General features: G+C 72.7%; 9 protein-coding genes. 8 read left to right on the top strand and 1 reads right to left on the bottom strand.

The features are described from left to right. Positions 1 to 336 precede the first annotated feature (336 nt). On the top strand, positions 337 to 825 hold the full coding sequence (locus ACOJTC_RS02770; protein ID WP_088647746.1) for a DUF3145 domain-containing protein: 489 nt from the start codon (positions 337 to 339) through the stop codon (positions 823 to 825). Positions 826 to 1,288: 463 nt separating this feature from the next. After that, complete coding sequence (locus tag ACOJTC_RS02765) at positions 1,289 to 3,022, top strand: glycoside hydrolase family 3 protein (protein WP_420115624.1); 1,734 nt, start codon at positions 1,289 to 1,291, stop codon at positions 3,020 to 3,022. A gap of 67 nt (positions 3,023 to 3,089) precedes the next feature. Here the strand turns inward: ACOJTC_RS02765 and ACOJTC_RS02760 are convergent, their stop codons facing one another. Further along, entirely contained in the window at positions 3,090 to 5,783 is a 2,694-nt protein-coding gene (locus tag ACOJTC_RS02760) for a sugar-binding protein (RefSeq protein WP_420115611.1), read from the bottom strand. A 416-nt stretch (positions 5,784 to 6,199) separates the two neighbouring features. Between ACOJTC_RS02760 and ACOJTC_RS02755 the strand changes: the two genes are divergently transcribed. The 6 genes from ACOJTC_RS02755 to ACOJTC_RS02730 form a co-directional block, all read left to right on the top strand. Further along, positions 6,200 to 7,363 carry an ROK family protein gene (locus tag ACOJTC_RS02755; protein WP_420115610.1) on the top strand — a complete coding sequence of 388 codons (1,164 nt, stop codon included), beginning with the start codon at positions 6,200 to 6,202 and terminating at the stop codon, positions 7,361 to 7,363. Between the two features lie 48 nt (positions 7,364 to 7,411). Continuing rightward, complete coding sequence (locus ACOJTC_RS02750; protein ID WP_204926389.1) at positions 7,412 to 8,455, top strand: extracellular solute-binding protein; 1,044 nt, start codon at positions 7,412 to 7,414, stop codon at positions 8,453 to 8,455. A gap of 94 nt (positions 8,456 to 8,549) precedes the next feature. After that, positions 8,550 to 9,623 (top strand): ABC transporter ATP-binding protein, encoded by a 1,074-nt coding sequence (locus ACOJTC_RS02745; protein WP_420115609.1) that lies wholly within the window; start codon positions 8,550 to 8,552, stop codon positions 9,621 to 9,623. A gap of 55 nt (positions 9,624 to 9,678) precedes the next feature. Next, positions 9,679 to 11,460, top strand: a complete 1,782-nt coding sequence (locus ACOJTC_RS02740; protein WP_420115608.1) for an ABC transporter permease — start codon at positions 9,679 to 9,681, stop codon at positions 11,458 to 11,460. Beyond that, the gene (locus ACOJTC_RS02735) at positions 11,448 to 13,184 is read left to right on the top strand and encodes a creatininase family protein (RefSeq protein ID WP_420115607.1); all 1,737 of its coding nucleotides are present in this window, start codon (positions 11,448 to 11,450) and stop codon (positions 13,182 to 13,184) included. The genes ACOJTC_RS02740 and ACOJTC_RS02735 overlap by 13 nt, the downstream gene beginning before the upstream one ends. Beyond that, positions 13,181 to 13,470: roadblock/LC7 domain-containing protein (locus ACOJTC_RS02730; protein WP_420115606.1), on the top strand; the 290-nt coding region annotated here is incomplete at its 3' end. The genes ACOJTC_RS02735 and ACOJTC_RS02730, both read left to right, overlap by 4 nt.

The raw sequence follows: 13,470 nt of genomic DNA, 5'->3' as shown, positions 1-13,470 counted from the left end.
ACGTACGGGAGGACGGGGAACGTCCGGGGGCTGTAGCGGGTGACGCCCGGTGGTCGTCTGACGCTCGGTGGTCGTCGGACGCCCGGGTGGGTCGTCGGCCCGCGAAGTGGTGCGACGGCACAGAACCGCCCAGAGAAATATACACGACCACGGTGCCTGGCAGCTCACCGTGCCCGTCGGAGTGCACAACCCCGGTCACCGGTCCGGGTATTTCCCGCCGGCGAATTTTCCGATTCCCTGGCGCACCATCCGTCACAGCAGTCATCATGTGTGGCAACAGCCACTCGGGTGTCGAGGTCGTAGGGGAAGACGCACCTCGCCCTCCGGGAGGTCACCGTGCCAACGCGTGGCGTCGTATACGTCCACTCGACCCCGCTCGCCGTGTGCTCGCACGTCGAGTGGGCGATCGCGCGCGTCCTCGCCGCGCCGGTCAACCTGCACTGGACGGCTCAGCCCGTCGATCCCGGCGCCCGCCGGGCCGAGTGCGGATGGACCGGCCGGCCGGGGACGGGTGCCGAGCTGGCTGCTGCCCTGAGGCAGTGGCCCATGATCCGTTTCGAGGTGACCGAGGAACCCAGCACCGGCGCGGACGGCGAACGCTTCATGCACGTGCCCGGCCGGGGCCTGTTCCGGGCCGCGGTGGGTGCCGCCGGCGACATCCAGCTCGGCGAGGACCGGCTGCGCAGCATCATGGCGTCGGTACGCCCGGAGGCCCTGGCGCACGCCCTGGACAAGGCGATGGGCACCGCCTGGGACGCCGAGCTGGAGCCCTACCGCTACGCCGGGGACGGCGCGCCGGTGACCCTGCTGACCCGGGTCGGCTGACCGCAGCCCGCCCGCGCGCCGTCGCATGTGCCGATGCGGTCGGCGTGACCGTCCGGGTGTCGGCACCTGCCGGCCTGTCTCCGTGCGATGCCTGATGCCCACCGGTCTCGTCTCCGGGCACCCCGCCGACGACCCCGTGTCGGCTACTCCCGGAGCCACGTCCCGCAGAAAGCTGTATGCCTGTCCGTCATATCTATGACGGACAGGCATAAGGCTCTCGGAGAGGTCGTCCCCACCCGAGGCGCACGCACGCCCGGGCCGACCCGTTTCGGCTGGATTTCACGGCGAGCGGCCAGCCAGGGGTAGCCGCCCGCCGGGCGGTGGCGCCGGGTGAATCCGCTCACCCGGACCGGCCGCGTCCCGCCCGGGACCCGCCGGTGAGCCGGACACCCGGTCGGGGAGGGGCACTCCGCGCCCACCGCCTGACCTGGTCGGGTTGCCGCTGATCTCCGGCGGGGGTTGGATGGGCCGGGTGCCGATCTCCCCGCGACGTGCCGGCGTCGCCGTCACCGCCCTGACCGCGCTGCTCGCCTCCGGATGCGCGGGGGAGGGACAGGCTCCCGCGCCGGTCCGCCCCGAAGCCACCCCGACGTCCACCGCGTCCGTCGCCGCGTCCGTCGCCGCCGACGACCCCGCCGGCCGGGCCGCCGCGCTGGCCGGCACCCTCGGCGACGAGGACCTGGTGGGCCAGGTGCTGATGCCGTACGCGTACGGCAGTTCGGCGACGACGGTGACCCCCGGCTCGGCCGCCGGCAACCAGGCCCTCGCCGGGGTCGACACCCCCGCCCAGATGATCGCGAAGTACCGGCTCGGCGGGCTGATCCTGGTCGGGTTCAGCGCCGACGACCCCACCTCCGGCAACCAGTCCACCACCAACGTCGACAATCCGGCCCAGGTGAAGAAGCTGACCGCCGGGCTGCGCGAGGCCGCCGGGAAGCTGGCGGCCGGCCCGGCGCCCTTCCTGGTCGGCACCGACCAGGAGTACGGGGTGGTCACCCGGATCACCGACGGGGTGACCACGCTGCCCAGTGCGCTGGCCGCCGGGGCGGCCGACGACCCGGCCCGGACCGAGGCCGCCTGGAAGGCCGCCGGCACCGAGCTGGCCGCGATGGGGGTGAACCTGGACTTCGCCCCGGTCGCCGACGTCCTGGCCACCCGCAGTACGGTGATCGGCTCGCGGTCCTTCGGCGCGGACCCGAAGCGGGCCGCCGCGCAGGTCGCGGGCGCGGTCCAGGGGTTGCAGAGCGCCGGGGTGGCGGCCAGCGTCAAGCACTTCCCCGGGCACGGGCTCAGCGCCGCCGACTCGCACCAGGAGGTCCCGGTGGTCGGCCAGCCCCGGGCCGAGCTGGACGCCACGGCCTTCCCGCCGTTCCGGGCCGGCATCGACGCCGGGGCGATGGCGGTGATGTCGGCGCACCTCGACGTCACCGCCGTGGACCCGGGCACCCCGGCCACCTTCTCCCGCAAGCTGCTCACCGACGTGCTGCGCGGCGAGCTGGGCTTCCAGGGGGTGGTGATCACCGACGGGATGAACATGCCGCCGGCCAAGCGCTACCCGCCGGGCGAGGCGGCGGTGAAGGCCCTGCTCGCCGGCAACGACCTGATCCTGATGACCCCGAACGTCGGCCAGGCGTACGACGGGTTGCTGGCCGCGCTGCGCGACGGCTCGCTGCCCCGGGACCGGCTGGTGGCGGCGGTCACCCGGGTGTTGACCATGAAGTTCCGGCTCGCCGACCGGCCGACGCCGGCGATGTCCACGCTCGACAGCGCCCCGCACCGGGCCGCCGCCACCGCGCTGGCCGCCGCGGCGGTCACCCAGCTGCGCGGGAAGTGCGGCGTCGCGGTGTCCGGCCCGGTCACCGTCACCACCTCCGACGGGCGGGACAAGACCCGGGCGACGCTCACCGCGGCGTTGACCGCTGCGGGCGTGCGGGTGGTGGCCAAGGGCGGCACCCGGGTGCACCTGGTCGGCTACGGCGACGGCCCGAAGGATCTCGCCGCCGACGCGGCGGTCACCGTGGCGATGGACACCCCGTACGTGCTGGAGAAGGCGACCTCGCCGACCCTGCTGGCGACCTACTCGTCCAGCCGGGCTTCGATGACGGCGCTCGCCGGGGTGCTGGCCGGCAAGGCCCGCCCCACCGGTCGTTCCCCGATGCCGCTGACCGGGCTGCCCGCCACCAGTTGCACCGGCTGACCCCTGACACCGGCGTGGCCGGCCGCCGACGGAGTCGACGACCGGCCACGGGTCACGCGGTGGCGGATCAGTTCAGCGGGACCTGCTGCGCCACTGCCGCGCCACCGGACTCGAAGGCGGCCAGCAGCGACGTCGGGGTGCCCCCGCTGACCGGGACCGTCACGGTGACCCGGTCACCGGCGGCCAGCCGTACGGTGTGCTCGCCCCGGGCCGTGTCGCCGTCCCAGGCGTACAGGTAGGCGGTTCCGGCCCGGTCGGCACGCAGGGTGACCTGCACGCCGTCGGTGACCCGGTGGGCCGAGGTCAGCCGCAGCGCCGAGTTCTTCAGCCTCGGCACGGCGGCCGGGGCCACCCCGTCCACGGCCGACTGGGCGATGGTCTGCGGGCTGTGCACGCTGCGCGCCGAGGTGTCCGGGAACACCGGCGTGCTGGGCTGCCGGGCCGCCGGCTGGTAGCCGGGCAGGGTGGCCAGGCCGTAGCGGTACGGGTCGGCCCGGACGCCGGTGAAGGTGGACCAGCCCAGCCGGGACTGCGAGCTGAGGTCCTGGGTGTCCGAGTCGTAGACCAGCACGTTGAAGCCCATCCGGGCCGGGTCCACCGCGTCGGGCAGCACCGCGAACGGGATCATCGTCTCGATGGTGTAGCCGGTGTACGGGGAGCTGACCTTGCTGACCACGGTCATCCCCGGTGCGGTGGTCGCCCCCGGGCCCTGCCGGTTGTCGGCGTCACGCTGCCAGCACGGCGGGTTGCCGTTGGCCGGGTCGTCGGTGATCGGGAAGATGCCCGCCTTGAACACGGTCGAGGTGTCCGTCGAGTTCCCCTTCGGGTCGACGATGATCTCCACGCTGTCGGTACGGCGCTGCCGCTTGCAGTCCTGCGGGACCACCTTCTTGCCCAGCACGTCGTCGGTGACCTGGACGATCACCTTCAGCCCGTCGGCGGTCCAGGCGATCCGACCGGTCGCCGAGGCGTCCTGCGGGGTCGTGGCCTGACCCTCCCAGATGCGGGAGAAGTCCAGCTCCGGGCCGGGGTACTCGCCGGGCGAGGCGACCCCGTCGACGGTGCCGGCCCCGGCGGCCGGAACCTCGGTGGTCGGCACGATCTCCAGTGCGCCGGTCTCCACGGTGCTGCCGGCGGCGCTGGTGGTGGTGATGGTGATGCCGTAGTCGCCGTCCGTGCCGCCCTCGTTGGCGGTCGGCAGGGTGGCGTCGGTGTTGGTGACGGTGAAGGTGACCGCCCCGGTCGCGCCGGGGGCCAGCGCGGGGTAGCTCTTGGTGGCCGCGTCGGCGGTGAAGCCGGCCGGCAGGCCGAGGGTGACGGTGCCGGAGCGGCTGACCCGGCCGTGGTTGCGCAGGTCGATGCGGACCGACCGCTGCTTGCCGGAGCCGATGGTGAGCACCGGCTTGATCAGGGTGTCCAACTGCGGGTATCCGCCGTCACCGGCCCAGGTGCGGAACGTGCCCACCTCGGGCAGCGGCTCCAGGGTGCCCCGGACGTCGGCGACCACCCGGACGGCCCGGTCGGTGCGCCCGGCACCCTGGCGGGTGGTCAGGGTGGCCCCGATGAGCTGCTGCTGGTTCGTGTCGGCGTCGGCCGGAACGGTGACGGTGAACTTGCGGGTCCGCTCCTTGCCCGACGGCACGTCGTTGTTGAGCACGCCGGAGCCCTTGGCCTTCCAGCCGGCCGGCAGCCGCAGGTCGATCCGGGGCTTGACCAGGGCGCGGTTGTGCGGGGCGCGCAGGTGCGCGGTGACCTCGACGGTCGCGCCGGGGGCCAGGTCGAACCGGTCGGTGGTGAGGTACAGCTCGGTGCCCTTGGGCAGGCCACCGGTCACCGGCGGCAGCACCGAGCCGCGCAGGATCGCCTCCGGGGAGGTGTCCGCCGGGTCGTACGGGACGCGGCTGTCGATCAGGGTGTAGAAGTCACACCGGATCTTCGTCGGGTCGGTGGGGGCGGCGGCGGTGCCGGCCCAGCCCTGGGTGACGTACTCCCGGCGGGCGTCGACCTCGATCTCGGCCCAGGTCTTCCCGTTGGCGCTTTCGGTGCCCTCCCAGACGCCGAAGACCTGGTCGGTCGGGACGGTCGGGGTGAAGCTGGTCGCGCACTGCGGGCCGGCGGCGGAGGTGCCGGTGCCGCCGCTGCGCAGGAACTTCGCGGCCCGGAACGGGCTCAACCCCTCGGCGCTGAGCTGCTCGGGGAAGGCGTTCGGGTCGGCGGCGGCGGCGAACGCCTCGGCGGCGAACCGGGCGGCCTGCTGGTGGTTGCCGTGGTTGCCCGGGGTCGGCGACGGGTTCATCGTCATGATGATCTCGGGCCGGGTGGTCCGGATGACCCGGACGATCTGGCCGAGGGTGTCGTCGTGGCCCCAGATCTGCTCGGACAGCGGGGCGGACGCGGTGTACCAGAAGTCGACCCGGTCGAGGTTGTAGAGGTTCTCCACGCCGGCCTTGCCGATCGCGGTGCGTTCCTCGCGTTCGCGGATGATGCCCAGCGGCGGTCCCTCTTCGAGGCCGACGGCGTTGCCGCCGCCCTCGCCCCGGGTGATGGTGACGACGCCGGCCTTGGCGCCGTACTTCTCCTTCCACTGGCCGAGGGTGGCGAGGCTGCCGGCTTCGTCGTCGGGGTGGGCGCTGACGAAGAGCACGTCGAGGTCGACGGCCTTGGGCGGGCGGACGTCGGCCGGGGCGGCGACGGCGGTGGCGGGCGCCCCGGCCACGGCCAGGGCGAGTGCGGTGGGTAGCAGGAAACCCTTGATGCGCATGCGGATCCTTCCGGGACCACGGTGTCCGGGCAGCGACCGTCCGCGTCGGACGCGGGGCATCCGACGCGGGGTCGTCGGTGGACGGTGAGGCGGCGGGAACGGGAACGGTGGGCGTCGTCGGACGCGGTGCACCGGGTACGGCAGCGGTACGGGTTCCGTACACACTGGAAGGCCTTCGCCCGGTGACGCTAGGGACCACCGCAGCGGCACGTCAATGCTTTGGAAGGTATTTCTTTCTTTGCAGAAGAAATAAAGAGGGCGATGTCCGGGATGTCCTGCGGTGCGCCGGAACGGTGCCCCGAACCCGCCCATCGCTTCCAATTGCGGACGTTCTCGCTGCTCCGGTGGTCCGAGGTGAGCCGGCTGAGACGGACTTGTTACTTGACTCTTTAATTCGTTCGCCGTAGGAAGGAAGTGTGACAGACGTGGTGACGCCACCAACGAGCCCGGTGAGCCGGGAGCGGTCGAAGGAGATCAAGCGGCTTTCCGTGATCTCCACCGCCCGCCAGGTCCGGGTGCTCTCCCGGGCCGAGCTGACCGAGCTCACCGGCCTCAGCCCTGCCACGCTCACCCCGTTGGTGCGGGACCTGATCGCCGAGGGTTACCTGATCGAACGTGGTCCGGGTGCCTCCCGGGCCGGCCGTCCCCGGGCGATGCTGGAGTTCAACCCCCGCGCCGAACTGGTCGCCGCCGTCTCGCTGGAGCCGTCCCGGATCAGTTGCGAGATCGCCGACAGCGACGGCGCGGTGGTCGCCCACCGCACGGTCCGGCTGACCGGCGACATCGTCGACACCATCTGCCGGTCGGTGCCCGAACTGGCCGGCGACGGGCTGCCGGCGCTGCGCGGGGTGGCCATCGCCGCGCCCGGCGTCATCTCCGGCGGCGCGGTCCGGCTCGCCCCCTCGGTCGGCCAGATCGAGGGCCGTCCGATAGGGGAGTCGGTCCAGCGGACGCTCGGCGTACCCGTGGTGGTGGACAACGACGTCAACCTGATGGCGGCCGGTGAGCACGCGGCCGGGGCCGGCATCGACGTGGCCGACCTGCTGCTGCTGCACGTCGCCGACGGCATCGGCGCGGGCCTGGTGCTCGACGGCCAGGTCCGGCGGGGGGCCCGGGGCGCGGCCGGCGAGGTCGGTTTCCTGCCGCTGGACCCGGCCGGCCGGGGACACGACGGCATCGGCCCGTTCGAGGCGCGCTGGTCGGAGAACGCGATCGCCGAACGGGTGGTCGCGCTGGCCCCCGGCCGCCGCCCCGAGTCGCCGGTACGCGCGCTGGTCGAGCTGGCCGCCGACGACCCGGACGCCGCCGGCTACCTCGACGAACTCCTGAACGCCTGGTCCCGGCTCATCGTCTCCTGCGTCTGCGTGATCGACCCGGGGCGGGTGCTGCTCAGCGGCGCCGCCGCCGACCTCGACGACGCCGCCGTCGGCCGGCTCCAGGACCTGGTCGCCGCCGCCGCGCCCAGCACCACCGAGGTACGCCGGGCCGTGCTCGGCGACCGCGCGGTGCTGCACGGCGCGGTCAGCTACGCCCTCTCGGCCGCCGCCGCCGGGCTACCCACCCTGTTACCGGCCCCTTGACCTGCTCAAACCGCTGATTCTTCCGCCCACACCCCTCGGAGGTACCCCATGAGACGTCGACTTCTGCTCGCCGGAGCGCTCGCCACCGTCCTCGCCGCCGGCACCGCCTGCGGCGGCGGCTCGGACGACACCGCCGCCGGTGAGACGGAGAAGCTGACGATCTACACCGCCCGCGACAAGAAGGTCTCCACCTTCGTCGTGGACAAGTTCACCGCCAAGTACCCCGAGTACAAGGGGAAGGTGGAGATCCTCAACCTGGGCGCCCAGGAGATCCTGGAGCGGGTCCGGGCCGAGAAGGCCAACCCGCAGGCCGACGTCTGGTGGGGCGGCACCCAGCAGGGGCTGGCCGCCGGTGCCGGTGAGGACCTGCTCGCCGCCTGGCAGCCCGCGTTCGCCGGCAAGATGGACGCCAAGTACAAGGACGCCGAGGGCCGCTGGTTCGGGGAGATCCTGCTGCCCGAGGTCATCATGTACAACAACAAGGCGCTCACCCCGGAGCAGGCCCCGAAGGACTGGGACGACCTGCTGAAGCCGGAGTGGAAAGACAAGATCGTCATCCGCGACGTGGCCGCCTCGGGCACCATGCGGTCGATCTACGCTGCGATGATCATGCGGCAGTCGCCGGACGGCAGCAACCCGCAGCCCGGCTACGACTGGCTCAAGAAGCTCGACGCCAACACCGGCGCGTACGCGGCCAACCCGGCCGACCTCTACCTCAAGCTGTCCCGCCAGCAGGGCACCCTGAGCGCCTGGAACCTGCAGGACATCCTGCTGCAGGCCAACCAGTCGAACATGCCGTTCGGCTACGTGATGCCGGCCTCCGGCGCCCCGGTGCTGGTCGACGGGCTCGCCGCGGTCAAGGGCGGCAACAGCACCGGCGCGCAGAAGTTCATCGAGTTCCTCTTCGACGACACGCTGCGCGCCGACCTGGCCAAGGACTACTACCAGATCCCGGCCGTGGAGATCGCCCAGCAGCCGGAGTGGCTGGCCCAGCTCAACCTCAAGCCGCTCGACGTCAACTGGGACATCATCGGCAAGAACGAGACCGAGTGGATCAACCACTGGAACAGCCAGATCAAGAACAAGGGCTGACCTGTACGGGTGCCGGGGGCCGTCCCGCCCCCGGCACCGCCCGTCCCGCCACCCCGCCCGGCCAGGTCCGGTACCGCATGAAGGAGAAGACATCATGATCGATGTCACGCTGGAGTCGGTGAGCAAGCGCTTCGCGCGTGCCGGCGACACCGCTGCCGTCGACGACGTCGACATCAGCATCGCCGCCGGGGAGTTCTTCACCCTGCTCGGGCCGAGCGGCTGCGGCAAGACCACCACCCTGCGGATGGTGGCCGGGTTCTACTTCCCCACCTCGGGGCGGATCAGGTTCGGCACGGAGGACGTCACCCACCGGCCGCCGAACAAGCGCGACACCGGCATGGTGTTCCAGAACTACGCCCTCTTCCCGCACATGTCCGTCGCGCAGAACGTCGCGTACGGGCTGAAGATCCGCAAGGTGGGGCGGGCCGAGTCCGCCCGGCGGATCACCGAGGCCCTCGGCCAGGTGCACCTCGCCGGCTACGGCGACCGCCGGATCGACCAGCTCTCCGGCGGCCAGCAGCAGCGGGTGGCGCTCGCCCGCGCGCTGGTCATCCGGCCGCGTACCCTGCTGCTCGACGAGCCGCTGTCCAACCTCGACGCCAAGCTGCGCGAGGAGACCCGGGTGGAGATCCGGCGGATCCAGCAGGAGGCCGGCACCACCGCCATCTACGTCACCCACGACCAGTCCGAGGCGATGGCGATGTCCGACCGGATCGCCGTGATGGAGTCCGGTCGGGTCCGCCAGATCGGTGCCCCGCAGGAGATCTACCACCGGCCGGCGACCGCCTTCGTGGCCCGGTTCATCGGCCGCAGCAACGTGCTCAGCCTGCCGGTGGTCACCGCCGCCGCCGACACTGTCACCGTGGGCCTGCCCGACGGCAGCGAGACCGCCGTCGCCGCCCCCGCCGACCACGGCCTGCGCGCCGGGGACACCGCCCTGGTCTCGGTACGCCCCGAGCACCTCGGCCTCACCTCGGCCACCGAGCCCGGCGCGCTCACCGGCCGGGTGACCGAGGTGGAGTTCACCGGCATGGCCACCAACCTCGTGGTCGAGGTGGCCGGCGAGCCGGTGCAGGTCGCCGCGATCGACGTCCCGGCCGGCATCGCCGTCGGCGACCAGGTCGGCCTGCGCCTCAACCGGGACCGCATGTGGGTGGTGCGCCCGTGAGCGCGAGGAGTGAGCCGGTTTTGCGAGCCCCGCAGTCGCGAACTGAGGTGACGCCGTGAGTACCATTCCCGCCACGCCGAGCCCGGCCACCGTGCCGCCGGTCACCCAGGACCCCGTCGGGCCGAAGGCCGCCCGGCCCCGGCGCGGCCTCAACGCCAACTCGCCGTGGTTCCCGTACCTGCTGGTGTTCCCGCTGGCGCTGATCCTCTTCGGCTACGTGGTGCAGCCGATGTTCGCCACCTTCGCCGAGAGCGTCGGGGTGGACGGGGTGGCCAACTACACCGAGTTCGTCACCGGCACCGGGGTCGCCCGGTCGGCGCTGCTCACCTCGCTGGGGATCTCGGCGGCCAGCGTGCTGCTCTGCGGGATCGTCGGGGTGGCGATGGCCTTCCTGCTCAAGCGCTTCTCGTTTCCCGGCCGGCGGCTGATCGAGGCGATCATCCTGGTGCCGGCGGCGCTGCCGCCGCTGATCGGGGCGATCTCGTTCCAGCTGCTCTACAGCGAGACCGGCATCCTGCCGCGCGGTCTGCAACAACTGCTCGGCACCGAGAACCCGGTGCTGCCGTTCACCGGTATCGCCGGGGTGCTGGTGGTGCACACCTTCACCATGTACCCGTTCTTCTACCTCGCCGCCTCGGCCGCCCTGGTGGGGATGGACCCGTCGGTGGAGGAGGCGGCCTACAACCTGGGCGCGAGCCGGGTCCGGGTGTGGCGCACCGTGCTGCTGCCGATGCTCACCCCGGCGCTGGTCTCGGCGTCGCTGCTGGTCTTCATGACGTCGCTGGCGTCGTACACCGCGCCGTTGCTGTTCGGCGTGGACCGGACGATGACCATGCAGATCTACATCAACCGCACCAACGGCGACCTGCCGATGGCCTCGACCTACGCGTCGGTGCTGGCGGTGGCGTCGGTGCTGTTCCTGCTCGGGATGCGCTGGTACGAGGGGCGGCGCAGCTACCGTTCCCAGTCCAAGGGCGTCGCCTCGCACCGCCGGGAGATCACCAACCCGTTCGGCAAGTGGCTGGCGCTGCTGGCCTCGGTGCTGGCCACCATGGTGCTGCTCGCCCCGGTGGCGACGATCGCCCTGGTCGCCTTCTCCCGGGACGGCTCGTGGACCACCGAGGTGATCCCGTCGGAGTACACGATGCAGAACTTCGTCACGATCTTCTCGGACCCGGGGGCGTACCGGCCGATCCTCAACTCGTTGCAGATGAGCCTGCTCGCCACGGTCGGCTGCGTGGTGGTCGGTGTGCTGATCGCGTACGCGGTGCGCCGGCTCGACTTCCGGGGCCGGGGGCTGCTCGACGTGGCGGTCATGCTGGCCTGGGCGCTGCCCGGCACGGTGGTGGCGATCAACCTGATCTCCGCGTTCAGCACGGGCAACGCGTTCAGCTTCGGTCAGGTGCTGATCGGCACCTTCTGGATCATGCCGTTGGCGTACTTCGTGCGGTTCCTGCCGCTGGTGTTCCGGTCGAGTTCGGCGACGCTGGCCCAGATCGACCCGTCGCTGGAGGAGGCCGCCCGTAACCTCGGCGCGCCCTGGTGGCGGGCGTTCGGCACGGTCACCCTGCGGCTGATGCTGCCCGGTGTGCTGGCCGGCGCGCTGCTGGCGTTCGTCAACGGGGTGGGCGAGTTCGTCGCCTCGGTGCTGATCTACACCTCGGAGACGGCACCCATCTCGGTCGAGATCAACAACCGGATGTACTCGTTCGAGGTCGGCACCGCCGCCGCGTACGGCATGCTCCAGGTGGTGTTGATCTTCATGGTGATGGTGTTCTCCGGCCGCCTGCAGAACGGCGGCCGGGCCACCCGGGAGGCGGCGAAGTGGACGGCGTGACCTGGCCGGCCGGGGGCGGGCTGCTGCCCGCCACCCGGATTCCCGGCGGTGAGCTGGCCGCCGTCGCGGCGGCGGCCGACTACGCGGTGCTGCCCGTCGGCGCCGTCGAGTGGCACGGCCCGCACCTGCCGCTCGGCACCGACCTGATCCTCGCCGAGGGCTTCGCCGCCGAGGCCGGCGGCGCGTCGGACCGGGTCGCCGAGGCCGGCGGCGCGTCGGACCGGGTCGCCGAGGCCGGCGGCGCGTCGGACGGGGTCGCCGAGGCCGGCGGCGCTGCCGGGCCGCGCGGGGTGCTCTTCCCGGCGGTGCCGTACGCGGCCTGCCCGGGGCAGACCCGGCCCTGGCCGGGGACGGTGTCGATCCGGCCGGAGATCGCCGTCGGCTACCTCGCCGACGTGATCGAGGGGATCGTCGCCGCCGGTTTCCCCCGGCTGCTGATCGTCAACGGCCACGACGCCAACATGTCCACCGTCCGGGCCGCGATGGAGTGGGTCTCCGGCCGGCGTACCGCCAGCCTGCTGCTGGTCAACTGGTTCCAGCTGGTGACCCCGGCGGAGACCACCGAGTTGTACGGGCCGCTGACAGCCCGGGGGCACGGCGGCGCGTACGAGACCTCCGGGGTGCTCGGCTTCGATCCCGGCGCGGTCCGCCTCGACGCAGTGACCGACCTGCCGCCGAAGCCGAAGCTGCCGGTGGGCCATCCGTACGTGCTGGTCGAGTCCCGGCCGGACCCGTGGCAGGGCTGGTCGGGGCACATCTCGCTGGCCTCCGAGGCGGCCGGCCGGCAGGTGCGGGCCACGGCCGGCGCGCGGCTGCGGGAGATCGTCGCCGCCTGGGTGGCCGCCCCACCGCCCGCCCCACCCACCGCCGACCCGCTGCCGACGCCCGCCGACCCGGAGCCCGCCGCGGAGCTCGAGGACGAGCCCGAGCCCGAGCCCGTCGTCGAGCCCGAGCCGGTCGTCGAGCCCGAGCCGGTCGCCCAGGTGGACGAGGACGAGGTCCAGTTCGACCGCAACGACCCGCTCGGACTGGGCACCCCGGTCAGCTCGGCGCCGCAGCCGGCGTCCGAGGAGCCCGTCGCGGAGCCGGTCGCGGAGCCGGTCGCGCAGCCCGCGCCCGTCGCCGAGCCCGTCGCCGAGCCCGTCGCCGAGCCCGTCGCCGAGGAGCCGGTCGCCCAGGCGCCGGTCCCCGAGCCCGAGCCGCTGACCGACCCGTTCCGCGCGTACGAGCCGCCCACCACGCCGTACCAGCCCGGGGCCCCCCTCGAGCACAGCAACGGTCACGCGAACGGTCACGCGAACGGACACGCGAACGGTCACGCGAACGGGCACAGCAACGGCCACGCCAACGGCCTGAGCAACGGCCTGACGCACGACGCCGAGCCCGCCCGGGCCGGTGGCGAGTCGCCGCTCTTCAAGTCCATGCGTTCGGGCTGGCTGACCGGCGACGCGAGCCAGATCCACGAGACCGAGGTCGACCGCGGGTGGGAGATCGCCGAGCACGTGGCCGAGGAGGCGCCCGCCGCCGACCCGACCGCCGTCGGACTTCCGCGACGTGCCCCCGGAGAGCGCCTCGTTCCCGGTAGCGTGACCCCGCCCACGACCACCAAGACACGTGACCCCGAAGCGATCCGCCGCCGGCTCCAGGCCCACAAGGCCGGGGTCAGCCGCGGTCGAGCAGCCGCCCAGAGTTCCACCCAGCACACGGAAGCAGGCCCCGCATGACGCACGATTCCTTCGCCGCCCCCGCCGCCACCGGCACGGCCGGTGACGACCGAGACCTCGACTGGGTGATGTCGCGCTTCGTCGACGACGTCCCCGACGCCGCGCACGCGATCCTCGTGTCCGCCGACGGCCTCCTCATGGCCTCGAGCACGAGCATCCCGGGCGAGCGTGCCGAGCAGGTCGCCGCCGTGTCCTCCGGGCTCGCCAGCCTCGCGGTCGGCGCCGCCCGCCTCTTCGAGGGCGGTTCGGTGATGCAGACCATCGTCGAGATGGAGATGGGCTTCCT

The sequence above is a fragment of the Micromonospora sp. genome, assembly GCF_048594385.1.
GTDB classification, from domain to species: Bacteria; Actinomycetota; Actinomycetes; order Mycobacteriales; family Micromonosporaceae; genus Micromonospora; species Micromonospora wenchangensis.
The sequence above is the reverse complement of the archived record's forward strand: the minus strand, read 5'-3'. Positions and strand labels throughout refer to the sequence as shown.

Excerpts from the sequence above, each read along its gene's own strand:
- ACOJTC_RS02765 (WP_420115624.1), top strand. The coding sequence starts at position 1,289 with ATGGGCCGGGTGCCGATCTCCCCGCGACGTGCCGGCGTCGCCGTCACC.
- ACOJTC_RS02760 (WP_420115611.1), bottom strand. The coding sequence starts at position 5,783 with ATGCGCATCAAGGGTTTCCTGCTACCCACCGCACTCGCCCTGGCCGTG.
- ACOJTC_RS02750 (WP_204926389.1), top strand. The coding sequence starts at position 7,412 with ATGAGACGTCGACTTCTGCTCGCCGGAGCGCTCGCCACCGTCCTCGCC.
- ACOJTC_RS02745 (WP_420115609.1), top strand. The coding sequence starts at position 8,550 with ATGATCGATGTCACGCTGGAGTCGGTGAGCAAGCGCTTCGCGCGTGCC.